The organism is Klebsiella sp. MPUS7, assembly GCF_009905335.1.
Taxonomy (GTDB): Bacteria; Pseudomonadota; Gammaproteobacteria; order Enterobacterales; family Enterobacteriaceae; genus Klebsiella; species Klebsiella grimontii.
The window spans coordinates 4,115,063-4,137,681 of the sequence record NZ_CP047604.1; the positions used below are offsets into that span (position 1 = coordinate 4,115,063).

The window sequence follows — 22,619 nt, forward strand, 5'->3', positions numbered from 1 at the left end:
AAACCCGACGCGGTAACAGTTGGTTGCATCTTTTTCGGCGAAACTTCGTGCATATAACATAAAGAGGCCGCAGCGTTAACGCTGCGGCCTCTTTGCCGACGCGGTCTCCCCGTCGGAAGCGAGCCTCCTTCATCAGGAAACTCGTCGCGAATTACTCTTTATGAGAGAGCTTCTGTGCCGGCGCTTCTTCAGCACTGGTCTTCTTCGCACTGTCATCGTCATCGCTCATGGCTTTTTTAAAGCCTTTGATAGCCGAGCCCAGGTCTCCACCCAGCGTGCGTAACTTTTTGGTACCAAACACCAGGATAATCAGCGCTGCGACTACCAGCAGTTTGGTAATACTAATCTCACCCATAGCTAACCTTCTTCTCTAATACAAGCTGCGAATACGCCATCATACACGCATACAATTAACGGCTATTTGACGCGCGGACACAATAGCAATCTGTAACAAGGTGAATCAAGTCTTGTTTAAAAAAACGTCATAATAATTGCGGTGGCGCAAAGCGGCGATTGCGCAACACCGGCAGGCGCTCGCGTACCTGCTGAATATAATCAGCTGAAAGTTCGGCAAAAATCAACTGCGGCCGCTCTCCCGCCCCGGCAAGCGTTGTCCCTAAGGGGTCGATAATACGGCTTTGACCGATATTACGCGTCCCGCACTCTCCTGCGGCGACAATATAGCAGGTTGTATCCAGCGCCCGCGCCGCCAGCAGCGTCGCCCAGTGATGTTCCTTCAGCGGCCCTTTTACCCACGCGGCAGGCAACACTATGAGCTGCGCGCCGCTGAGCGCTAACGACAGGGCCAGCTCAGGGAAACGTAAATCGTAGCAGGTCATCAGCCCGACGCGCATCCCATCGACTTCGATCAGCGGCGGAATTTGCCGCCCGGCATCGACCAGCCTGGATTCCTGGATATTGAACGCATCATAGAGATGCAGTTTCTGGTATTGCGCCACAATCTTCCCCTGACGCAGGGCCACCAGCGTATTCGTCGCTCGACCTTCGCCGGAAGGGATATGCAGGGTCAGCACCGTCGTCAACGCGCTGTTTTCGCTCTCCGCCAGCAAGAGCTGTAAGAAGCCGCCATCCAGCTGCTGGGCGGATTTAACCGATAAATCCGCATCGTTATCGTCTCGCGCCAGCAACGCCTCAGGCAGAACCAGAAGCGACGCCCCCCGCTCCGCGGCCTGGCGCATCATGCTGACGCAGGTCTGCGCGTTTCCCGTCCAGTCCGGCGTTACGGCAAATTGTCCGGCAGCAACAAGCATCTTTTCTCTCCCATCAGGTTAGTCGTAGCCAGTGAGGTCTTTCGCGCGCTACACTCGAAGTTTAGTCTCGATCAATAAACAGGGAATGACCGTGTTGCAACTCCTTTTGGCTGTGTTTCTTGGCGGCGGCACCGGCAGCGTTTTGCGCTGGTGGCTGGGTATGAAGTTTAACCCCATGCATCATGCTATCCCCATTGGTACGCTCACCGCTAACCTGCTGGGCGCTTTTATTATCGGCGCAGGGCTGGCATGGTTTAATCGCCTGACGGATATCGATCCGATGTGGAAGCTGCTTATCACCACTGGCTTTTGCGGCGGGCTGACCACCTTCTCCACTTTCTCCGCCGAGGTGGTGTTTCTCCTGCAGCAGGGGCGCTTTAGCTGGGCGTTACTCAACGTACTCGTCAACTTATTAGGCTCATTTGCCATGACCGCCGCTGCGTTCTGGCTGTTCTCTCATACCGCCAGCCGCTAACCGCAGGCAAAAAAAAACCCGCCATGAGCGGGTTTTTATATTCTACTGACGCGTTGCTTAGATAGGCATTACGTTTGCAGCAGAAGGGCCTTTGGCACCGTTAGTGATTTCGAACTCTACGCGCTGACCTTCAGCCAGAGTTTTGAAACCGTTGGACTGGATTGCAGAGAAATGTACGAATACATCTTTGCTGCCATCTTCCGGAGTAATGAAACCGAATCCTTTGGACTCATTAAACCACTTAACGTTACCTTTAATCTTAGACATCAAAATTACCTTTATATGAAAAAATCGACACTAATACTGTGTCGGGTATCAGTACACCAATTGTGGTACCTTTTGTCCAGCGCAACTTTGCTAAAAAGTGATAAAAGTCTCTATCTTTTTGTACCTCGTTCCCTTTAGTCTTTGTTTTTCCACAAGACAGTCCGCTTATCTCTTTTATGGCTATCAAAATTCGCATCAAAACTGAATGCGCGCCCAGGCAAAGTAAACGTTACCGTTGTTGTAGGTACCGGGTATATAGGTCATCTGGAACGTTGCCGGGCCGTAACCGATGGAAGCCAGGGGCAGCACGACCGGAATCGGGATATATTTCCAGTTATCACGCGCCGTCACGCCAAGCGTGTAGCCCAGACCAAGGTGGAAATTATCGTCCGCCAGCGGACGCCAGGTCTTCTCCCAGCCATAGCCGCCGATAGGCTCCCATTTGTTATAAGAGTCTTTAAAAGCCATCAGATAGATGCCATGCCAGTTCCCTTTATCGTCCCAGCGCGAGACCCCGAAGCCGGCGCCCCACGGGCGTTCGTTATAGCGGTCCGTTTTCTCTTTATCGTAGGCGAAACGGGCATGCCAGGTCACCGCGGGGATATAAAGATCGTAGTGCTTAGGCTCATTCCACGTCTGCGAGACGTTATCGCTTAGCGTATTGTAGCCGTCGCGAAGCGTCGAGCTAAACGATGCGTTAGCGGAGGTGGATGATAGCAGCAGGCCCAGGCATCCAAGAAAAAATCCTATAAATCGACGTCGCATTAACACGTTCTCTTACCAGTATCATTTTTAAAGCGGAGTAAGATAGCAAAGATAAACTTAATACTACCTTAACGGAATTAGGCAAACTCTTGATTTGCCCGGTACAAAAAATCTGAAATCCCCCTCGCCTGACGTTTAACTATGCGGGCCTTGTACCGTCAGAGAGAGATTCTCATCGATTTATTGATTTGCATCAGCGAGTTTCGCCCGTTTTTTAGGCACATTCGCTCACTTAATTTTTCCTTCGCTTTATTTATCAGCAGATTCTTTGGGTTAATGGTTTAGGGGTAAAAGAATGCTTACGCTAGTAGAGATCCTGATTGGGATTGTGGTCATTGTGGGCGTCGCCCGCTACATCATTAAAGGCTATTCCGCCACCGGCGTGCTGTTCGTCGGTGGCTTATTATTACTCATCGCCAGTGCGCTAATGGGGCATAAGATTTTACCTGGCGACGCAAAGAGCACCGGTTACTCCGCCACCGATATTGTTGAATATATCAAGATACTGCTTATGAGCCGCGGCGGCGACCTCGGCATGATGATCATGATGCTCTGCGGGTTCGCGACCTATATGACGCACATCGGCGCCAATGACATGGTGGTGAAGCTGGCGTCGAAACCGCTGCGCTTCATTAACTCACCCTATCTACTGATGATCGCCGCCTATTTCGTTGCCTGCCTGATGTCGCTGGCCGTCTCCTCGGCAACCGGTCTGGGGGTGCTGCTGATGGCGACGCTGTTCCCGGTCATGGTCAACGTTGGCATCAGCCGCGGTGCCGCCGCCGCTATTTGCGCCTCTCCGGCGGCGATTATTCTGTCCCCGACCTCCGGCGATGTCGTGCTGGCCGCTAAGGCCGCCGAAATGCCGCTGATTGACTTTGCCTTTAAAACCACGCTGCCTATCTCGATTGTCGCCATCATTTGCATGGCTATCGCTCACTTTTTCTGGCAGCGCTACCTGGATAAAAAAGAAAACGTCGCCCATGAAATGCTCGATGTAAACGAGATAACCACCACCGCTCCCGCCTTCTACGCCATTTTGCCGTTTACCCCGATAATCGGAGTACTGATTTTCGACGGTAAATGGGGCCCAGAGCTGCATATCATCACTATTCTTGTTCTCTGCATGCTACTGGCGGCGGTTCTGGAATTCTGCCGCGGCTTTAACACCAAAAATGTGTTTAACGGCCTGGAGGCGGCGTATCGCGGCATGGCTGACGCGTTTGCCGGAGTGGTGATGCTGCTGGTTGCTGCCGGCGTCTTTGCTCAGGGGCTGAGTACCATTGGCTTTATTAACGGCCTGATCTCCATTGCGACTTCTTTCGGCTCCGCCAGTATTATTCTGATGCTGGTGCTGGTCATTCTGACCATGCTGGCGGCGATGACCACAGGCTCTGGTAATGCCCCCTTCTATGCTTTCGTTGAGATGATCCCGAAGCTGGCGCACTCTTCCGGTATCAATCCGGCTTATCTTTCGATTCCGATGCTGCAGGCGTCTAATCTTGGCCGAACCATTTCGCCGGTATCCGGCGTGGTGGTCGCCGTCGCCGGGATGGCAAAAATTTCGCCGTTTGAGGTGGTAAAACGGACCTCTGTCCCGGTTCTGGTGGGTTTGTTAGTGGTGATTATCGCCACCGAAGTGCTGGTTCCCGGCAGCGCAATCCGCTAACGGTGAAACCCTGTGAAAAGGCGCCTGTTGGCGCCTTTTTTATGCTTTAATAACGCAATGTTATCAATGACCATTCGTCATCAGGAATAAAAATGTTCAGGAAGGATTTCGTCGCCATTGCCCTTTTGCTTAGCGCCGCCCAGGTCAGCGCGGATCCGCTGATCGCCACGCAATACGGTGATTTTGACCGCTACGTGCTGGCTCTCTCCTGGCAAACGGGGTTCTGCCAAAGTATGCAAGACCGAAACCGCGGCGAGCCGGAAGAGTGTCGCCTGCAGCAGGAACTCAGCAATAAAGCCGATTTCCTCACCGTTCACGGCCTGTGGCCGAGCCTGCCAAAATCCATTGCCGCGCGCGGAGTGGACGAGCGCCGCTGGATGCGTTTTGGCTGCGCGACCCGCCCTGTTCCCAACATGCCTGAAGCGAAAGCCGGGCAAAAATGTCGGGCGGCGGAAACCGGTCTATCGTTGGAAATGGCAAATAAACTTAACGGCGTCATGCCGGGTTCGGGCGGCAACTCATGTCTTGAACGTTATGAATACGCCAAGCATGGCGTTTGCTTTGGGTTTGATCCTGACAACTATTTCGGCGCCATGGTGCGCCTGAACAGCGAAATTAAGCAAGGGCCTCTTGGCGCTTTCCTGGCCAAACATTACGGGCAAACCGTTAGCCGGGATGACTTCAACGCCGCGGTCGCTCAGGCCTATGGAAAACAGAACGTTAAGGCGTTTAAGTTGACCTGCAACGGCAACCCCGCCTATCTGACAGAGATGCAAATCTCCATCAAAGCCGCGGCTATCAATGCTCCGTTATCCGCTAACTCACTCTTACCCCAGCCCCATCCGGGGAACTGCGGTAAGCAATTTCTGCTGGATAAAGCCGGCTAGGTTTTATACGACTTAGCTATCGTTCGTTAATGAATGTGCGTTTAATCACTTCAAACCACCAGCAAGTCTCAGTATGATGAGAGGACATTAACCCTTGCCATTTTCGGTGAGGGTTTTCTTTTACGGACAGGTTCCTGGATAACATGGAGTATGAGATGACCAGACCCGCAATCATCATTAATGAACTTGACGCAGAGCGCATTGACAGGCTGCTGGAACAGCCGGCTTTCGCCAACTCGCCGGTCGCGGACGCGCTAAATGACGAGCTTGACCGCGCGCAAATGCTGGCCCCTGAAGCCATGCCGCATGATGTTGTCAGCATGAATAGCCAGGTCAGGTTTCGCGATTTAACAACCGGCGAAGAGCGCATCCGCACCCTGGTTTTCCCGGCCCAGGTAACGGATAGCGCCACTCAGCTATCGGTTATGGCCCCGGTTGGCGCCGCCCTGCTGGGATTAAAAGTCGGCAGCGCGATCCACTGGGAATTACCGGGCGGCACCTCAACGCACCTTGAAGTGCTGGAACTGCTCTATCAGCCGGAAGCCGCTGGCGATTTCCACCGTTAACCCCCTTCCTGCCTGAGGCGTTTCACGCTTTATCCAGAGGATGTATCTACATCCTCTTTCTGAGCTTTTCACTCTTCACTTCTCATTTGACAAACTTTTACGCCGCACTCCAGCCGATCTGACAATTTTGCGACCTGAATGGCACAATACTTTCCTATAATGTGTTGATATAAAAGCAGACGAACAAGGAGGAATGCATATGTATAAAACAATCATTATGCCCGTTGATGTCTTTGAAATGGAGTTAAGCGATAAAGCCGTTCGCCATGCCGAGTTTTTAGCCCAGCAGGACGGGGTTATCCATCTTCTCCACGTACTACCCGGCTCATCAAGCTTCACGATGAGTCGTTTTACCGCCGACCTGCGCCGCTTTGAAGAGCACTTGCAGCACGAAGCAGAAACGCGCCTGAAAACGATGGCCGGACATTTCAGCATTGACCCGTCGCGAATCAAAATGCACGTCCGCTTTGGCAACGTGCGCGATATGGTCAATGAACTGGCCAATGAAATAAAAGCCGATGTGGTCGTGATTGGCTCCCGCAATCCTTCCATCAGCACGCACCTGCTGGGCTCCAACGCCTCAAGCGTGATTCGTCATGCCCATATTCCGGTGATGGTGGTCAGATAACTCCAGCGAGCTAAAAAAAAGAGGCTACCCAAGGGTAGCCTCTTTACTGTGCAGGTTGAGTCTTACTTTATTATGAATTATGCAGTTTTAGTGCGAATCAGGTAATCGAACGAGCTCAGCGACGCCTTCGCACCTTCGCCGGTGGCGATAATGATCTGTTTATACGGAACGGTCGTGCAGTCGCCGGCGGCGAAAACGCCCTTCACGTTGGTTTCACATTTCGCATCAATGATGATTTCACCCATGCGGTTGCGCTCAATCGCGCCTTCCAGCCAGTTGGTATTCGGCAGCAGACCTATCTGAACGAAGATCCCCGCCAGCGCCACGTGGTGTTCATCGCCGCTCACCCGGTCGCGGTACTGCAGGCCGGTGACTTTGCTGCCGTCGCCCACCACTTCTGTGGTCTGCGCGTTAAGGATGATATCGACGTTTTTCAGGCTACGCACTTTATCCTGCAGAACCTGGTCGGCCTTCATTTCCGGCGCGAACTCCAGCAGAGTAACATGCTCAACAACGCCTGCCAGATCGATTGCCGCTTCCACACCGGAGTTACCGCCGCCGATCACCGCCACGCGCTTGCCTTTAAACAGCGGGCCGTCGCAGTGCGGGCAGTAGGTTACGCCCTTGGTACGATACTGATCCTCACCCGGCACGTTCATGTTACGCCATTTCGCGCCGGTGGCAATGATCACGCTGCGCGCTTTCAGCACCGCGCCGGAGGCGGTTTCAATCTGATGCAGACCGCCTTCAACCGCCGCAGGGATCAGTTTTGAGGCGCTCTGGGAATCGATAACATCAACATCGTATTCGCTAACGTGCGCTTTTAATGCGCCAGCCAGTTTCTGGCCTTCCGTTTTAGGTACTGAGATATAGTTTTCGATATCCACGGTATCCAGCACCTGGCCGCCAAAACGCTCGCCCATCAGGCCGGTACGAATGCCTTTGCGCGCGGAGTAAACGGCTGCAGCTGCGCCGGACGGGCCGGAACCGACGATTAAGACATCGTAGGCTTCACGTTTATTCAGCTCTTCCGCCGCACGTTTTTCCGCACCGGTATCCACTTTAGCCACGATTTCAGTCAGCGTCATGCGGCCCTGACCAAATTCCTTACCGTTCATAAATACCGCCGGTACGCCCATCACGTTGCGTTCGGTGATTTCATTTTGATACGTTCCGCCGTCAATCGCCGTGTGCTTGATGCGCGGGTTCAGTACCGCCATCAGGTTCAGCGCCTGAACCACATCCGGGCAGTTATGGCATGAAAGCGAATAGTAGGTTTCGAATTCAAAATCGCCGTCGATATTGCGGATCTGCTCCAGCAGGGTCTGGGCTTCTTTTGACGGATGACCGCCGGTCCACAGCAGAGCCAGAACCAAAGAGGTGAATTCATGTCCCAGCGGAGAGCCGGCAAAGCGCGGCCCCTGGCTGGAGCCGGGGTTGGTAATCAGGAATGACGGCTTACGCACCGCCAGGCCGTTATCTTCTTTGAAGGTGACTTTATCTGAGAGTTCAGCAATTTCAGCCAGCAGTTCCCTGATTTCTGCCGATTTAGCGCCGTCATCCAGCGTGGCAATCAGCTCAACAGGTTTAGTCAGCTTCTCAAGGTAAGCCTTGAGCTGGGTTTTCATGTTGGTGTCGAGCATTTTTATCTCCTGGGCTTAAAACATCATCATGCAAGCGGCCTCGTCCAGGCAGCCTGAATACGCTTGCATCATGGTGTTGGAATAAAACGGGCGCCGGTGCGCCCATGACTGAAATAATTTCCAAACTATTTCGCGTCAGAGCAAGGCGGCGAGCCTGAGAATCCCCGGGAGCTTACTGAAGTAAGCGACCGGGGTGAGCAGGCGACGCCAACGCAGCTATGGCGTGAAAGACGATGGAAATTTAGATTTTGCCGACCAGGTCCAGGGATGGAGCCAGAGTCGCTTCGCCTTCTTTCCACTTAGCCGGGCAAACTTCGCCTGGGTGAGAAGCTACGTACTGAGCTGCTTTGATTTTGCGCAGCAGGTCAGACGCGTCGCGGCCGATACCTTCAGCGGTAACTTCGATAGCCTGGATAACACCCTGCGGGTCAACAACGAAGGTGGCGCGATCTGCCAGACCTTCATCTTCACGCATGTTGTCGAAGTTACGGGTCAGGGCGCCAGTCGGGTCGCCGATCATCGCGTATTTGATTTTGGCGATGGTTTCAGAGCTGCTGTGCCACGCTTTGTGGGTGAAGTGGGTGTCGGTAGAGACGGAGTACACGTCTACGCCCAGCTTCTGCAGTTCTTCGTAATGGTCTGCGACGTCGCCCAGTTCGGTCGGGCAAACGAAAGTGAAGTCAGCCGGGTAGAAGAAGAAGACGCTCCAGCGGCCTTCGGTATCTTTCTCGGTTACTTCGATGAATTCACCGTTTTTGAACGCCTGGTTTTTGAAAGGTTTGATTTTGGTATTAATTAAGGACATCTATACTTCCTCCGTGTTTTCGTTGAGGTCTAAGTTAACGAATTTTTCCTGACTCGACCAATGCGTTTGCATTATCGAATCAATAAGCGTTATCTAACAACCGGAACAAGACAACTTTGTGAACCTGTCAACGCGATGGCAAACTTCTGCCGCGTTTCGCATGATATGCGCTGAAAAGTAAAAAGGCCGCCCTCGCAGGCGGCCCCGTTACCTGAAACACCCGCAGGTAGGTTCAGCGCCAGTAGCTGGCAATGTGTTGCGCTCTACACCTTAATGTAACAGCTCAGCGATTACATCACCCGCTGAACGAAAGGGCAATCCATGCGTCTTCAGGTCTTACCTATGGCTGTAATAGGTTTTACCGCAGCCCTGGCTTTTATCATTGATTTTACAGGTCTTCACTAAATTGCCCCCTGTTCATACGGATCTGAATCCCCGGCTTCCGCGATGAGCTTCCTCCCGGCCGGCACATAGGAAGCGCCTTAATGACCCTCATCGGTTGATAAACGATACCGGCGTCAACGTCATAACGGCAATTGACCCTATGATAACGAAAATAGGCTTCAACACGCGATTAGGCCGCAGATAAAGAAAAACTACAGATTATGAAGGAGGTAAAGTCAGACTTCATAAACGCCCTTCAGCCTCAGGCGTTGCGGTAAACAAAAGGATCTGGCGGAATGTACGACGGTGGTATATATTTAGATAAACTTAATGACGACGCGAGTAATAAATAATAAAAAACAAATATTCACCCAGCAAATATGATGCGACCATATAATAATCTATTTTTCTTACCGCCAGCTTAACAGGACGTTGAAAATGGCTAATCTTTACGATCTCAAGAAATTCGATCTGAACCTACTCGTTATTTTTGAATGTATTTACCAGCACTTAAGCATCAGTAAAGCGGCGGAAACGCTATTTATTACCCCCTCTGCCGTCAGTCAATCACTCCAGCGTCTACGTAACCAGCTCAATGACCCGCTATTCGTTCGTTCAGGTAAAGGGATAACGCCGACTACGGTAGGCGTTAATCTGCATCATCATCTTGAAAAAAATCTAAATCAATTAGAACAAACTATTTATCTGACCAATCGTTCTGAATTAAAGAAACGTCTTGTGGTTTATGCCCCGCAGCTTTTTATTACCCCTAAAACAACCAATTTGCTTCATATGTTATTAAATGATTCAAACCTGTACGTTGAGCATCACGATCTGCTGGCATCAGGAGAGTCGGTAGAAAGCTTGTTATCCTACCGTAAAGCCGACCTGGTATTCAGCACTCTGCCGCTGTCATCGCGAGCCACCGTCTGTAAACGCATCCAGGAAATGGACATTTCGCTGGTGTGTAATGAAAACCATCCCAGGCTGACATCACTGACCACGACGAAGGCAATACTGCAGGAACGATTTACTTATTACCTGTCTAACGATCAGGGAACTAAATCCTTTCAGAACCAGGCTGCCGGCATTCTTGCTGATAGAAAAATCGCTTTCAGTAGCGATTCATACACTGCCATACTTAATGTTATTCAACAAACTGATTTAATCGGTTTTGTGCCGACCTGTATTTTAGAATACATTAGCTTTCAAAATAAGTTTAAAATTATAGAGGCGCCGTTTAAGATCCCCGCCATCAACATTTACATGATTTACAACCGGGTAAATATAGACGATCCAAAGTTTGCAAAATTCATCGATGATTTCGAAAGAAATAACGTCATCGAATAATTAAAATGATTCCATTGAATTGATGAATAATAACCAACCTCTTGATTACAAAAAGAGTATGATATAAGTAAAAAGTATCTTTCGCATTAAAGGAATAATGGCTGTGTCTTTTATAAAACTTCCATTACCAGAGTCCGTTCTGCAGGCTAGCCAGCAAAGAATAGAGTGGGTAATGGAAAACTTCTCCCGTATTTGCGTCTCTTTTTCTGGCGGTAAAGATTCAACAACCATGCTGCATCTCACGGCGCAGCATGCCCGCCATACAGGCAAAAAGATTTGCGTCCTGTTTGTTGATTGGGAAGCGCAGTTTTCCTGCACCATTGCGCATTGCGAAAGGATGCGCGAAGAGTATCGCGACGTTATTGAGCAATTTTTCTGGGTGGCGTTGCCCCTCACCACGCAAAACTCGCTGACCCAATACAACCCCGAATGGCAGTGCTGGGAACCCGGTGCGAACTGGGTGCGCCAACCGCCGAAAGATGCGATTACCGATCCCGGCTATTTCCCGTTTTATCAATCGGGTATGAGCTTTGAAACGTTCGTCCGCGAATTTGCCGATTGGTTTTCGCAAAACCGTCCCGCGGCGGTTATGGTCGGCATCCGCGCCGATGAATCGCTTAATCGGTTTATCGCCATCTCCTCGCAGCGTAAGCTTCGCTTTGCCGACGATAAACCCTGGACCACCTCAGCGCCGGGCGGTCACGCGTGGTACATCTATCCTATCTACGACTGGAAAACCGCCGATATCTGGACCTGGTTTGGTAAAAGCGGCCTGTCCTATAACCCGCTCTATAACTTGATGTATCAGGCGGGCGTTCCGCTGCGCTATATGCGTATTTGCGAACCCTTTGGCCCGGAACAGCGCCAGGGGCTGTGGCTATACCATGTGCTGGAGCCTGAACGCTGGGCTGCCATGTGCCAGCGCGTCAGCGGCGTCCACTGCGGCGGGGTCTATGCCGGTCACGATAATCAGTTCTACGGTCATCGGAAGCTGGATAAGCCGGAGCACCACACGTGGAAAAGCTATGCCCTGTTCTTGCTCGATAGCATGCCGGAGAAAACGGCGGAACACTATCGCAATAAAATCGCTGTTTATCTGCACTGGTACCAGAAGCGGGGAATGGCGGATATTCCGGATACCCAACCGGCGGATATTGGCTCCAAAGATATCCCCTCATGGCGGCGCATCTGCAAAGTTCTCCTGAACAATGATTACTGGTGCCGCCAGCTCTCTTTTAGTCCGACCAAATCTCATCAATATAAACGCTATCGCGAACGTATGAATAAGAAGCGCCAGCAATGGGGAATACTATGCAACGACAATTAATCCAGGCTATTGAACGCTATCTGCAATCGCTGGAAGATGAAGAGGAAAAGATTACTGCGCTTAACGCCTTCCGCCAGACTCTGCATAAATATAGCCCCTTCAAATCACAACCGGTTGATTGCGTACTGTGGGTCAAACAGGAAAACGTTTTGCCTAATGATTACAACCCAAATAACCTTGCGCCGCCAGAAAAGCGCCTGTTGTTCACCTCGCTGGAAACGGACGGCTTCACGCAACCCGTGGTGGTGTTGAAACAGGAGCATGAGCGCTACGCCATTATCGATGGTTTTCATCGCCATGAGCTGGCCAGCGGCAAAGCGGCGCTGAAAAAACGGCTGAAAGGCTATCTGCCCATCGCCTGCCTGGAAAATAACGGCGCTAAGCGTGATTCTCTGATGGCCGCGACCATTCGCCACAACCGGGCGCGGGGGCGGCATCAGATTCATGCGATGTCGGAAATTGTCCAGGAACTGACGCATCTCGGCTGGTCCGACGCGAAAATCGGCAAAGAGTTAGGTATGGATTCAGACGAAGTATTGCGCCTGAAGCAAATCAACGGTCTGGTGGAGATGTTCGGCGACCGTCAATTTTCTCAGGCGTGGACCGTTAAATAACTACAGACGACACAAACGTTCCGCCGCAGCCAGCAGCGTTGCTGGCTGTTTGGCGAAGCACAGGCGTATCAGCTTATGCGGGAACGGATCGGCGCAGAACACCGACAGCGGGATCGCCGCGACGCCGATTTCAGTGGTTAACCAGCGGCAGAAGCTGACATCATCCAGATCCGAGACGGCGCTATAGTCCGCCAGCAGGAAGTAGGTCCCTTCGCAGGGCAAAATTTCCAGGCGGCTGGAACGCAGCGCATCAATAAACAGATCCCGCCGCTCGCGGTAAAACGCCGGAAGCTGCCGGTAATGCTCCGGTTCGCGACGCAGCATATCGGCAATCGCCAGCTGCGCGGGCGTATTGACGGCAAAAGTCAGATACTGATGCACTTTCCGCAGCTCGGCGCTAATGGCGGCAGGCGCCACGCAGTAGCCAACCTTCCAGCCGGTCATATGAAAGGTTTTGCCAAATGAAGAAACCGCTACCGCCCGTTCGCGCAGCTGCGGATGCGCCAGCACGCTGACATGGCCTTCGGCGGCAAAGCAGATATGTTCATAAACTTCATCGCTAAGCACGTAGATTTCACGATCGGCAATCGCCTGCCATAGCGCGGCAAAATCTTCACGCAGCCACACCGTTGCTGACGGGTTGTGCGGCGTATTGAGGATAACCAGTCGGGTTTTGTCGCTGAGGCTCGCGGCGAACTGCTGCCAGTCAACGCGAAAATGTGGCGGCTGGAGGGCAATACGCTTCAGCACGCCGCCCGACAGCTCAATCGCCGGGGCATAGCTATCGTAGCTTGGGTCAAAGCAGATAACCTCGTCGCCGGCGCGCACCAGGGCGGTAATCGCCGCATACAGCGCTTCCGTCGCTCCGGCGGTCACGGTCACGTCGCTGTTGGCATCGGGACGGTAGCCGTACAGCTCTTCGGTTTTATCGACGATGGCTTCGCGCAGCGCGGCCACGCCGGTCATCGGCGCATACTGATTCGCCCCCTGCGCCACATGATATGCCAGTCGCTCCTGCAGATAGCGTGGGCCGTCGAAATCCGGAAACCCCTGCGACAGGTTAATCGCCTGATGCTGCTGGGCCAGGGCGCTCATTTGGCTAAAAATGGTCGTGCCCAGTGAGGGGAGTTTACTCTCAGGAATCAGTGGCTTATTGCTCATTCTTTTTGTACCGTTTGTGATGCTGTTGTTGAAGCCACTATAACACGATGTTAATATTTGGCAATCAAGACGCTTAGACGTCTAAATGATAACGTTATTTCGCTTATGATTGAAAAACCGCTATCAACACAACGCCACCGTCAGCACGACCTACCGTTCACTCTGGAGAACTCATGATCCGCGCTATCGTGACCGATATTGAAGGCACCACCAGCGACATTCGCTTCGTCCACAACGTTCTGTTCCCGTACGCCCGCGAACGCCTGGCCGGTTTCGTTACCGCTCAGCAATTTGTCGAGCCGGTGAAGACCATTCTCGATAACCTGCGCGAAGAGATCGCCCAGCCGGCGGCTGGCGCCGAAGAACTTATTGCTACCCTCTTCGCCTTTATGGATGAAGACCGCAAATCGACCGCCCTCAAGGCGCTGCAGGGCATTATCTGGCGCGATGGCTACGTTCATGGCGACTTTACCGGCCACCTGTATCCGGATGTTCTGCCGGCGCTGGAAAAATGGAAGTCACAGGGTATTGATTTATATGTATATTCCTCAGGCTCCGTTGCTGCGCAGAAATTGTTATTTGGCTACAGCGATGAAGGTGATATTACTCATCTGTTCAACGGCTATTTCGATACCCTGGTAGGCGCCAAGCGTGAAACGCAGTCCTACCGCAACATTGCTGAGCAACTGGGACAGCCTCCTGCCGCCATCCTGTTCCTGTCCGATATTCATCAGGAGCTGGATGCCGCGGAAGAGGCCGGTTTCCGCACCCTACAGCTGGTGCGCGGCGACCGCGACCCGGCCAGCCACCATCCGCAGGTTCAGCGTTTTGACGATATTCATCCGGAGCAGATCCCAGCATGAGCGCATTAACCATTTTTTCCGTGAAAGACCCGCAAAACTCGCTCTGGCACAGCACTAACGCCGAAGAGATCCAGCAGCAGCTCAACGCCAAAGGCGTCCGTTTTGAGCGCTGGCAGGCCGACCGTGATTTAGGCGCGGCGCCAACCGCAGAAACGGTTATTGCCGCCTATCAGCATGCGATTGATAAGCTGGTGGCAGAGAAAGGCTATCAGAGCTGGGACGTGATCAGCCTGCGCGCGGATAATCCGCAAAAAGAGGCGCTGCGGGAAAAGTTTCTCAACGAGCATACCCACGGGGAAGACGAAGTGCGCTTCTTCGTCGAGGGAGCCGGTCTGTTTTGCCTGCATATTGGCGATGAGGTGTTCCAGGTCCTGTGTGAGAAGAACGACCTGATTTCGGTTCCCGCGCATACGCCGCACTGGTTTGATATGGGTTCTGAGCCCAACTTCACCGCCATCCGCATCTTCGACAACCCGGAAGGCTGGATTGCCCAGTTTACCGGGGACGATATCGCCAGCGCCTACCCGCGGCTGGCGTAATGCCGCGACTCAACGGGTGAACAGGCTTATCACCACTCTCATGGCGTTTTCCCGGAGGCCGCGCGTGGCGCGCCTGTCCGGGCTAGCCGACCCGCAGACGGCGATGATCCTGTAGGCCGGGCAAGGCGGCCAGCTATCGCCCGGCGATTCCCTGCGCCTAAGCGCCAATAAACCTCGGCGGATCGAAAGCGGTCACCGGCGGCAGCGCCTCGCGCCATGGCTCAATTTCCACCCAGCAGCTCTGGGCGCTACAGCCCTGCCCCAGGCGCGAACTGCCGCGATCCTCGGTGAGCACGTTGGGATTACCGTGCTTATCCAGCGATCCCTTTTCATTCGGATCCAACGGATCGTACCAGGCGCCGGTCGACATCTGCACCACCCCCGGCAAAATCTGCTCGCTCAGGTGCACGCCGGCGAGAATCGCGCCGCGGGCGTTATAAACCTTGACCACGCTGCCTTCGCGGATATCCCGCGCCTGCGCATCCTGCGGGTGCATCCACAGCGGTTCGCGTCCCTCAATTTTCGTCGCCCGGCTCACACTGCCGTGATCGTACTGGCTATGCAGACGGGTGCGCGGCTGGCTGGAGAGCAGGTGCAGCGGCCAGCGCGCCGCTTCCTGCCGCTGCCGCTGCGCCTCCTGCTCATCCCACCACGGGTGGCCTGGGCACTCGCGATAGCCAAATCCGGCGATAGTTTCTGAAAAAAGCTCAATCTTGCCGGACGGCGTGGCGAGCGGATAGCGCTGCGGGTCGGCGCGAAAATCCGCCAGAAAGACCTGCGGTTTCTCCGGCGCGCTATACTCCAGCACTCCCTGCTGCCAGAACGCCTCAAACGACGGCAACGCGATCCCTTCTTCCTGCGCGCGCGGCCGCGACGCTTCGTAGATTTGCCGCAGCCACTGCCCGGCGTCGCGCCCCTCGCTAAAACGCTCAGCGAACCCCAGCCGTTCGGCGAGATCGCAGAAGATGGCGTAATCATCGCGCGCTTCGCCCACCGGCGGGATCTGCGCGCTCATGGCGATCATAAAGCCATCGTGACCGCCGCTGCCGATATCTTCCCGCTCCAGCGAAGTGGTGGCCGGCAAAACGATATCGGAAAATTTGGCCTGCGCGGTCCAGAACTGCTCATGTACCACTACCGTTTCCGGCCGCTGCCAGGCTTCGCACAGGCGGTTAAGATCCTGATGATGATGAAACGCATTGCCGCCCGCCCAGTAGACGAGACGAATATCGGGGTAGCGCAGATGCTGGCCGTCAAACTCGTACGCTTCGCCCGGATGCAGCAGCATATCGGAAAGACGCGCCACCGGAATCACGCTGTTCACGGCGTTATCCCCGGCCGGAAGACGCGGCCCGGAAAAGGCCTTCCGCGCCGCCCCAGCCAGATTAGTACAGGCGTAGCCAAATCCTAACCCGCCGCCCGGCGTACCGATTTGCCCCAGCAGCGCGGTGAGCGCCACCGTCGCCCAGTAGGCCTGCTCGCCCTGGCGCGCCCGCTGAATCGACCACGAGATATTGACCATCGTGCGCAGGCTCGCCATCTCGCGCGCCAGCGCGGCAATTCGCTGCGCCTCAATACCGGTTATCGCCGCCGCCCATTCCGGCGTTTTTGCGACGCCATCGCGCGCTCCCATCAGGTAGGCGCGATAAGGCGCGAAGCCCACGGTATGGCTGGCGACAAAAGTGCTGTCGTAGAGGGATTCAGTAATCAGCACGTAGCAGAGCGCCAGCAGCAGCGCGGTGTCGGTCCCCGGACGAACCGCAAGCCACTCTGCGCTCTCCACGGCGCTCAGGTCATTGCGCACCGGGCTGATATTGATAAAGCGCGTCCCCTGCTCCTGCATCTTTTCCAGCCAGTATTTCAGCATATGATCGTTGGCGCCGCCGCCGTTGACCTGCGCATTACGCAGCGGCAGGCCGCCGAACGCGACGAACAGCTGACACTCGCGCGCCAGCTCGGAAAAGTGGGTATGCTGGCGGTGCAGCGGGCTCAGCGGACCGAGTATATGCGGCAGGATGCGCTCGCCCGCCGCGCTGCTGTAGGTATTGGTGCTGGCGGTATAGCCGCCAAAGCACTTAAGGAAGCGATGCAATTGGCTTTGCGCGTGATGGAAACGCCCGGCGCTGGCCCAGCCGTAGGAACCGCCGAAAATCGCTTCATTGCCGCAGCGCGCTTTGACCGAATTCAGTTCACGCGCCAGCAGATCGAGCGCCACCTCCCAGCTCACCTCCACAAACGGCTCTTTACCGCGCCCCTCGCGGGAAGCCGGGCCATTTTGCAGATAGCCGGCGCGCACCGCCGGACGGCGAATGCGCGTCTTGCTGGTGACCGCATCCGGGAGCGACTGCCCAATAGGTGAGGGATTTTTATCCCACGGCACCGGCGTCACCGCCTCAATGTTGCCGTCACGGGCCTGGACCTGCCAGGTCCCCCAGTGCATCACGGTCAGATTATGTTGTTTTTTCATAGTGCCTGTTGTTTGTCACCCGATAATGGTCGCTATAATAAATCGCCGGAACAATAAAAATAAAACATCGGCAGCCATACAATCCACTGCATCAAAGGCATTATCCATTAAGAATGACTCAAGGTTATTGCATAAAGCGATATATTAAAGAGCCACATTAATAATAATTAAGCAGCAATAGTGTATTGAATAAATAATACTGGCAAGCAAATTAAACCCACAAAATAAAAATGGATAAAGCCGCATCATGAAATATTTTCAGGTTGCCGATGACAAATTTAAGTTTTCCTCAGGCAAATCTGCGATATAACATTGTTGATATAACTTAGACATATTTTGTATTTGAGGTTGCGTGGCGGTTATTGTCATGCTACTGCTCCGCAGCCACCTCCATCACAGGACCATAATAACAATGTCGCAGAAAATGAAATTATTGCCCATCGCGCTGGGCCTGCTCTCGCTTGCCTCCGTTAACGCTCTGGCGGCAGAGGCGTTATCGCTTCAGGGAAAAACCATCGGCGTCGCCGTGGTCGGCACGCAGCACTTCTGGGATCGTGAAGCCTATAAGGGTGCGACCGAAGAGGTAGAGAAACTGGGTGGTAAAGCGATCGGCGTCGACGGCGGCCGCGATAACCAGGTTCATGCGAATAACCACGATATTTTACTGTCGCGTAAGGTTGATGCGGTAATTAGCATTCTGGGCGACAGCGCCGTTGAGCCTAAATTCAAAGCGCTACGCGATGCCGGCATTCCGGTATTTACCGTAGACCACGTTTCGAAATATTCGGTCAATAACACCACCTCAGATAACTACACTTTAGGGTCAACCATTGGTCGTTATATGGCCGATGAACTGGGCGGCAAAGGCAACGTCGCGGTATTTAATGCATTCTCCAGCTCCCTGCGTATTTGCGGCATTCGTTACGACCAGTGGAAATATGTCCTTAAAGATTACCCGGATATTCATATTATTCAGCCGGAGCTGGCCGAACAGTTTGCCAACTCCCCGGAAGACGCGCGGAAGAAAACCCTCGAACTGCTGAGCCAGTACCCGAAAGGTAAGCTCGACGCAATTCACGTGGCCTGCTGGGATCAGCCGGCAATCGGTATTGTTCAGGCGCTGGAAGAGACCGGACGCGATAAAGACGTGAAAGTCACCGCCATCGACGCCGGCCCGGAAACCCTGGAGATCATGGCCGAACCGGGCAGCCCGTTCGTCGCCAACGTCGCCCAGCAGCCGCACCTGATTGGCCAGACCTCCGCCGATAACGTCGCGCGCTACTTCGACAAACAGAAGCTGCCGCTGCAAACCTTTATTCCGGTAGTCCCGGTGAAAGGCCCGCAGGAGGCGCAAGCGGTCTACAAACAGCTGGGATATGGCGAACTGCAGTGATCACTCAATCCTCCGGCGGGACGAACCCCGCCGCTGGCCTGGCGATGAACCAGATCAGCAAAAGCTTTGCCAACGTGACTGCATTAAATGCGGTCACGCTGCTTCTGAACCCCGGTGAAATTCACGGCCTGATCGGCGAGAACGGCGCGGGAAAATCGACGCTGATAAAAATCCTCGCTGGCGTCTACCGGGCCGATAGCGGCAACGCCACGCTGGACGGCGCGCCGCTGCCGCTCGGCAATCCCGCGGCGATTGAAGCGCTGGGCATCCGCGTTATTCACCAGGAGCTCAACCTGATCCCGCACTTTACCGTGGCGGAATCGGTGTTCCTCGGCCAGGAGTATCGCACCCGCTGGGGTGCGCTGGACCGACGGCGAATGAACGCCGCCACCCAGGCGTTTTTTCGCGACAGCTGGCAGTTGGACATCAATCCCCGCCGCCTGATCCGCGACCTCAGTCTCGCCGAGCGCAAGCTGGTGCAAATCGCCAGGGCGCTGATCGACGGCGCGGCAAAGCTGGTGGTCTTCGATGAGCCCACCGCGCCGCTGGAGGCGCAGGAAGCCAGCCTGGTCTCCTCAGCGATTCTGCGCCTTCGCGAGCAGGGGATCGCGATCCTCTATATTTCCCACTATCTCAACGAAATCGCCGCCCTTTGCGATCGCGGTACGGTGCTGCGTAACGGCGAGGTCGTCGGCTATCCCGACCGGGACCTCCTGCAGAATACCGACGCGCTGATTAAAATGATGGTCGGTCGCGACATTGAACAGCTCTATACCCCTCGCCAGAGCAGCGCGCATCAGGTCGATGCCGCCGCGCCGGTGCTATCGGTTCGCCATCTCAGCGACGGTCAGCAGCTGCACGATATTAGCTTTGATATTCAGCCGGGAGAGATCGTCGGCGTCGCCGGGCTGCTGGGCGCCGGGCGTGACGTGCTGGTCGATCTGCTTTACGGGCTGCGCCGCCCCCGCAGCGGCACGATAAGCATCGACGGCCAGGCGAAGCGGCTGCGGACGCCGTATCAGGCGACCCGCGCCGGACTGGCGCTGGTGCCGCGCGACCGTCGCCATCAGGGGCTGATTCTCCCCTTCTCCACCGCCGACAATATCAATCTGGCTTCGCTACAGGAAACCGCCACTTTCGGCTGGGAGCATCGCGGCAAAGCGCTGGATAAAGCGCGCGGCTGGATCGAACAGCTCGCCATCCGCCCCGGCCGTCCGGAACTGCCGGTGCGTTTTATGAGCGGCGGCAACCAGCAAAAGGCGATTCTCGCCCGCTGGCTGGGCACCGATGCGCGGCTTTTCATTCTCGATGAACCCACCCTCGGGGTGGATATCGGCGCGCGCAGCGATATCTATCAGCGTACCCGCGAGCTGGCGGATCGCGGTCGCGGCGTGCTGGTCTCATCCAGCGACGCGCCGGAGCTGCTGGGCCTTTGCGACCGTATCCTGGTGATGTGGCGCGGCGAGCTGGTGGCCAACCTCCCGACCCGCGGGCTGACGCTGGACGCGCTGCTGGTGACGATTAACGGTGGACAGGAACAACAGGTATGAGTGCAGGTATCCAGCGCCGCCCCCTTCCGGGCATCACGACGCTTATCGAAAAATTTCCCCTGATTCTCTTTTTTGCGCTGCTGGTCTGGCTCAGCCTGCAGTCGCCTTTCTTTTTAAGCTGGCAAAATATCAGCATGATGCTGGTGCAGAGCGTGCCGCTGGCGATCCTCTGCTTTGGCCTGGTCTGCGTGATTGCCGTCGGCGGCGATGATGTGGTCTCCGGCGGCATCGACCTGTCGCTGCCCGCCATCGCGGTGCTCGGCGTCGCGCTGCTCAGCCTCGGCATGGCCGAGTGGAACACCCCGTACCTGGCGCTGTTTTTACTGCTGATTGCCGTGAGCCTGGCCTGCGGCGCGGTCAACGCTACGCTGGTGCTGGCGGCGGGTCTGCCGCCGCTGCTGGCGACCCTGTCAACCTCGGTGGCCTTCACCGGGCTGACCGACCTGCTGACCGGCCAGCGGCGCATCGCGGTGAACGACCCGCTGATGGTGGCTTTTCGCGATAACGATCTCTTCGGCATTCCCTTGCCGCTGATCTACCTGCTGGCAGTCTTCGCGTTGTTTCAGTTTTTGCTCCACCACTCCCGCTTCGGCCAGCATTTACAGGCGGTGGGCGGTAACCGCGATATGGCGCAGATGAGCGGGCTCAACGTCCGCCGTTTGACCATTATCGTCTGGCTGCTGGCGGGCATCGCCGCCGGCCTGGCGATTTTGCCGCTGCTCAGCCAGGGCTCCGGCAGCAGCAGCGGCACGGCGACGCCGCTGCTGCTGGAAACCGTCCTCGCCACTTTTATCGGCGCGGCGTTTTCGCGGCGTCGGGTGGTCACCATCTGGGGGGCGCTGCTCGGCGCGGTACTGGTCAATGCGCTCTCGAACGGGCTCGGCCTGCTGGGGGTGAATATTTTCTGGATGGGCGCGATCAAAGGCGGCCTGATCCTCGTGGTGCTGGCGGCGTCGGCGGTCAGACATAAAGGAGGCAACTGATGAGCCAGATGACGCTCAAGACCCCATCAACGAGTCAAACCGGCAGCAGCCCGCTGGCGTGGCTTTCCCGGGCGGGATTCGGCGGGATTACCCTGCTGGCGATTGCCCTGTTCGGCTGGGCGAACCCGGTATTTTTGACCTTCGATAACTGGGCCAATCTGCTGCAGGGCAGCGCGATTTTGCTGATCGTGGCGATGGCGATGACCCTTATCGTTAGCGCCGGGGCGATTGACCTCTCCGTCGGCGTCGCGCTTGATTTCGGCGCCGCCTTTGCGCTGGTGGCGCTCAAAACCTGGCACCTGCCGTGGCAGGCGGCGGTGGGCTGCGCGCTGCTCGGCGGGGTGATTATCGGCCTGCTGAACGCCTTCCTGATCCTGGTCTGCCAGATTCGCCCGTTCCTCGCCACCCTCGGCACCTGGTTTATCGCCAGCAGCGCCGAACGCATCTATACCGACGGCGGCGGCTCTATCTCCTACCGCCGGATGGCGCCGGAGTATCACGATCTGGCGGTCGGCAATATCGCCGGTATTCCAACGCCGGTGGTGATTGTGCTGGCGCTGTGGCTGGCGGCCTGGCTGATGACCGAACGCACGCTGTTCGGCAAATACGTACGCGCTATCGGCCAGAACGGCGAAGCGGCGCGGATCGCCGGGATCCGCGATCGCCGGACCATGCTATGGGTGCTGGTGGCGGCCTCCGCGCTGTGCGCCGTCGGAGGCGTCATTCTCTCCGCCAACCTGCGCCAGTTTACGCCGCTGGCCGGCCAGGCCTACCTGATGGACGCCATCGCCGCGGTCTTTATCGGCACCGCCTTCAACCGGCTGGGTCGGGTCAGCATCGCCGGCACCCTCGGCGGGGTGCTATTTCTGGCGATCATCGATAACGGCCTGAACCTGATGGGGCTGAACTACCTGGTGAAAGACGCGCTGGTTGGCGTGATTCTGGTGGTGGCGCTGGCCCTCTCCTTCTGGCAGGCGCGTCTGCGCCAGACCCATCGTTAAGCGGAGCTCTC

Annotated in this window: 22 protein-coding genes; 14 read left to right on the plus strand and 8 right to left on the minus strand. The window is 55.4% G+C overall.

What is annotated here, in order from left to right; translation table 11 throughout:
- Positions 1–151: 151 nt before the first annotated feature.
- Complete coding sequence (gene tatE, locus GUC22_RS19295; protein ID WP_004100149.1) at positions 152–355, minus strand: twin-arginine translocase subunit TatE; 204 nt, start codon at positions 353–355, stop codon at positions 152–154.
- 127 nt (positions 356–482) lie between these two features.
- Entirely contained in the window at positions 483–1,271 is a 789-nt protein-coding gene (locus GUC22_RS19300; protein WP_154932596.1) for a deaminated glutathione amidase, read from the minus strand.
- 91 nt (positions 1,272–1,362) lie between these two features.
- Between GUC22_RS19300 and crcB the strand changes: the two genes are divergently transcribed.
- On the plus strand, positions 1,363–1,746 hold the full coding sequence (gene crcB / locus GUC22_RS19305; RefSeq protein ID WP_154955058.1) for a fluoride efflux transporter CrcB: 384 nt from the start codon (positions 1,363–1,365) through the stop codon (positions 1,744–1,746).
- A 57-nt stretch (positions 1,747–1,803) separates the two neighbouring features.
- Here the strand turns inward: crcB and cspE are convergent, their stop codons facing one another.
- On the minus strand, positions 1,804–2,013 hold the full coding sequence (cspE, locus tag GUC22_RS19310) for a transcription antiterminator/RNA stability regulator CspE (RefSeq protein WP_004100146.1): 210 nt from the start codon (positions 2,011–2,013) through the stop codon (positions 1,804–1,806).
- Positions 2,014–2,208: 195 nt separating this feature from the next.
- Positions 2,209–2,784, minus strand: a complete 576-nt coding sequence (pagP, locus tag GUC22_RS19315) for a lipid IV(A) palmitoyltransferase PagP (RefSeq protein WP_201746400.1) — start codon at positions 2,782–2,784, stop codon at positions 2,209–2,211.
- Between the two features lie 289 nt (positions 2,785–3,073).
- Here pagP and dcuC point away from each other — a divergent pair, with 289 nt between their 5' ends.
- From dcuC to uspG, 4 genes are all read left to right on the plus strand, one after another.
- Complete coding sequence (dcuC, locus tag GUC22_RS19320) at positions 3,074–4,447, plus strand: anaerobic C4-dicarboxylate transporter DcuC (RefSeq protein WP_160183726.1); 1,374 nt, start codon at positions 3,074–3,076, stop codon at positions 4,445–4,447.
- Between the two features lie 92 nt (positions 4,448–4,539).
- A complete protein-coding gene (rna, locus tag GUC22_RS19325; RefSeq protein WP_160183727.1) occupies positions 4,540–5,334 on the plus strand; it encodes a ribonuclease I in 795 nt (264 codons plus the stop codon).
- A 155-nt stretch (positions 5,335–5,489) separates the two neighbouring features.
- Positions 5,490–5,900: a nucleoside diphosphate kinase regulator gene (rnk, locus tag GUC22_RS19330; RefSeq protein ID WP_004111326.1), complete on the plus strand. Its 411-nt coding sequence runs from the start codon at positions 5,490–5,492 to the stop codon at positions 5,898–5,900.
- 199 nt (positions 5,901–6,099) lie between these two features.
- Positions 6,100–6,528: a universal stress protein UspG gene (gene uspG / locus GUC22_RS19335; RefSeq protein ID WP_004100140.1), complete on the plus strand. Its 429-nt coding sequence runs from the start codon at positions 6,100–6,102 to the stop codon at positions 6,526–6,528.
- Between the two features lie 77 nt (positions 6,529–6,605).
- Here the strand turns inward: uspG and ahpF are convergent, their stop codons facing one another.
- Together ahpF and ahpC are read right to left on the minus strand one after the other, a co-directional pair.
- Entirely contained in the window at positions 6,606–8,171 is a 1,566-nt protein-coding gene (ahpF, locus tag GUC22_RS19340; protein ID WP_024358819.1) for an alkyl hydroperoxide reductase subunit F, read from the minus strand.
- 241 nt (positions 8,172–8,412) lie between these two features.
- Positions 8,413–8,976 carry an alkyl hydroperoxide reductase subunit C gene (gene ahpC / locus GUC22_RS19345; protein WP_004130404.1) on the minus strand — a complete coding sequence of 188 codons (564 nt, stop codon included), beginning with the start codon at positions 8,974–8,976 and terminating at the stop codon, positions 8,413–8,415.
- 822 nt (positions 8,977–9,798) lie between these two features.
- Here ahpC and citR point away from each other — a divergent pair.
- From citR to GUC22_RS19360, 3 genes are all read left to right on the plus strand, one after another.
- The gene (gene citR / locus GUC22_RS19350; protein WP_154062894.1) at positions 9,799–10,710 is read left to right on the plus strand and encodes a DNA-binding transcriptional repressor CitR; all 912 of its coding nucleotides are present in this window, start codon (positions 9,799–9,801) and stop codon (positions 10,708–10,710) included.
- 103 nt (positions 10,711–10,813) lie between these two features.
- The gene (locus GUC22_RS19355) at positions 10,814–12,037 is read left to right on the plus strand and encodes a phosphoadenosine phosphosulfate reductase (RefSeq protein WP_024358821.1); all 1,224 of its coding nucleotides are present in this window, start codon (positions 10,814–10,816) and stop codon (positions 12,035–12,037) included.
- A complete protein-coding gene (locus GUC22_RS19360; RefSeq protein ID WP_004135395.1) occupies positions 12,022–12,651 on the plus strand; it encodes an IbrB-like domain-containing protein in 630 nt (209 codons plus the stop codon). Before GUC22_RS19355 ends, GUC22_RS19360 begins: the two co-directional genes overlap by 16 nt.
- On the opposite strand, the gene GUC22_RS19365 is transcribed toward GUC22_RS19360, so the two are convergent.
- Positions 12,652–13,797 (minus strand): pyridoxal phosphate-dependent aminotransferase, encoded by a 1,146-nt coding sequence (locus tag GUC22_RS19365; protein WP_201746419.1) that lies wholly within the window; start codon positions 13,795–13,797, stop codon positions 12,652–12,654.
- Positions 13,798–13,985: 188 nt separating this feature from the next.
- On the opposite strand from GUC22_RS19365, the gene mtnC reads away from it, so the two are divergent.
- Entirely contained in the window at positions 13,986–14,675 is a 690-nt protein-coding gene (gene mtnC / locus GUC22_RS19370) for an acireductone synthase (protein WP_154963863.1), read from the plus strand.
- Entirely contained in the window at positions 14,672–15,214 is a 543-nt protein-coding gene (locus GUC22_RS19375; RefSeq protein WP_004135399.1) for a 1,2-dihydroxy-3-keto-5-methylthiopentene dioxygenase, read from the plus strand. The genes mtnC and GUC22_RS19375 overlap by 4 nt, the downstream gene beginning before the upstream one ends.
- 157 nt (positions 15,215–15,371) lie before the next feature.
- Here GUC22_RS19375 and GUC22_RS19380 read toward each other — a convergent pair whose 3' ends face one another.
- The gene (locus GUC22_RS19380) at positions 15,372–17,681 is read right to left on the minus strand and encodes a molybdopterin-dependent oxidoreductase (protein WP_160183729.1); all 2,310 of its coding nucleotides are present in this window, start codon (positions 17,679–17,681) and stop codon (positions 15,372–15,374) included.
- A gap of 412 nt (positions 17,682–18,093) precedes the next feature.
- Between GUC22_RS19380 and GUC22_RS19385 the strand changes: the two genes are divergently transcribed.
- From GUC22_RS19385 to GUC22_RS19400, 4 genes are read left to right on the plus strand one after another with little or no spacing between them, the layout of a single operon-like run.
- A complete protein-coding gene (locus GUC22_RS19385; protein ID WP_142476843.1) occupies positions 18,094–19,074 on the plus strand; it encodes a sugar ABC transporter substrate-binding protein in 981 nt (326 codons plus the stop codon).
- Between the two features lie 44 nt (positions 19,075–19,118).
- Positions 19,119–20,624: a sugar ABC transporter ATP-binding protein gene (locus GUC22_RS19390; protein WP_201746420.1), complete on the plus strand. Its 1,506-nt coding sequence runs from the start codon at positions 19,119–19,121 to the stop codon at positions 20,622–20,624.
- Positions 20,621–21,607: an ABC transporter permease gene (locus GUC22_RS19395; RefSeq protein ID WP_024358825.1), complete on the plus strand. Its 987-nt coding sequence runs from the start codon at positions 20,621–20,623 to the stop codon at positions 21,605–21,607. The genes GUC22_RS19390 and GUC22_RS19395 overlap by 4 nt, the downstream gene beginning before the upstream one ends.
- A complete protein-coding gene (locus GUC22_RS19400) occupies positions 21,607–22,608 on the plus strand; it encodes an ABC transporter permease (RefSeq protein WP_004135403.1) in 1,002 nt (333 codons plus the stop codon). Before GUC22_RS19395 ends, GUC22_RS19400 begins: the two co-directional genes overlap by 1 nt.
- The last annotated feature ends 11 nt before the right edge of the window (positions 22,609–22,619 follow it).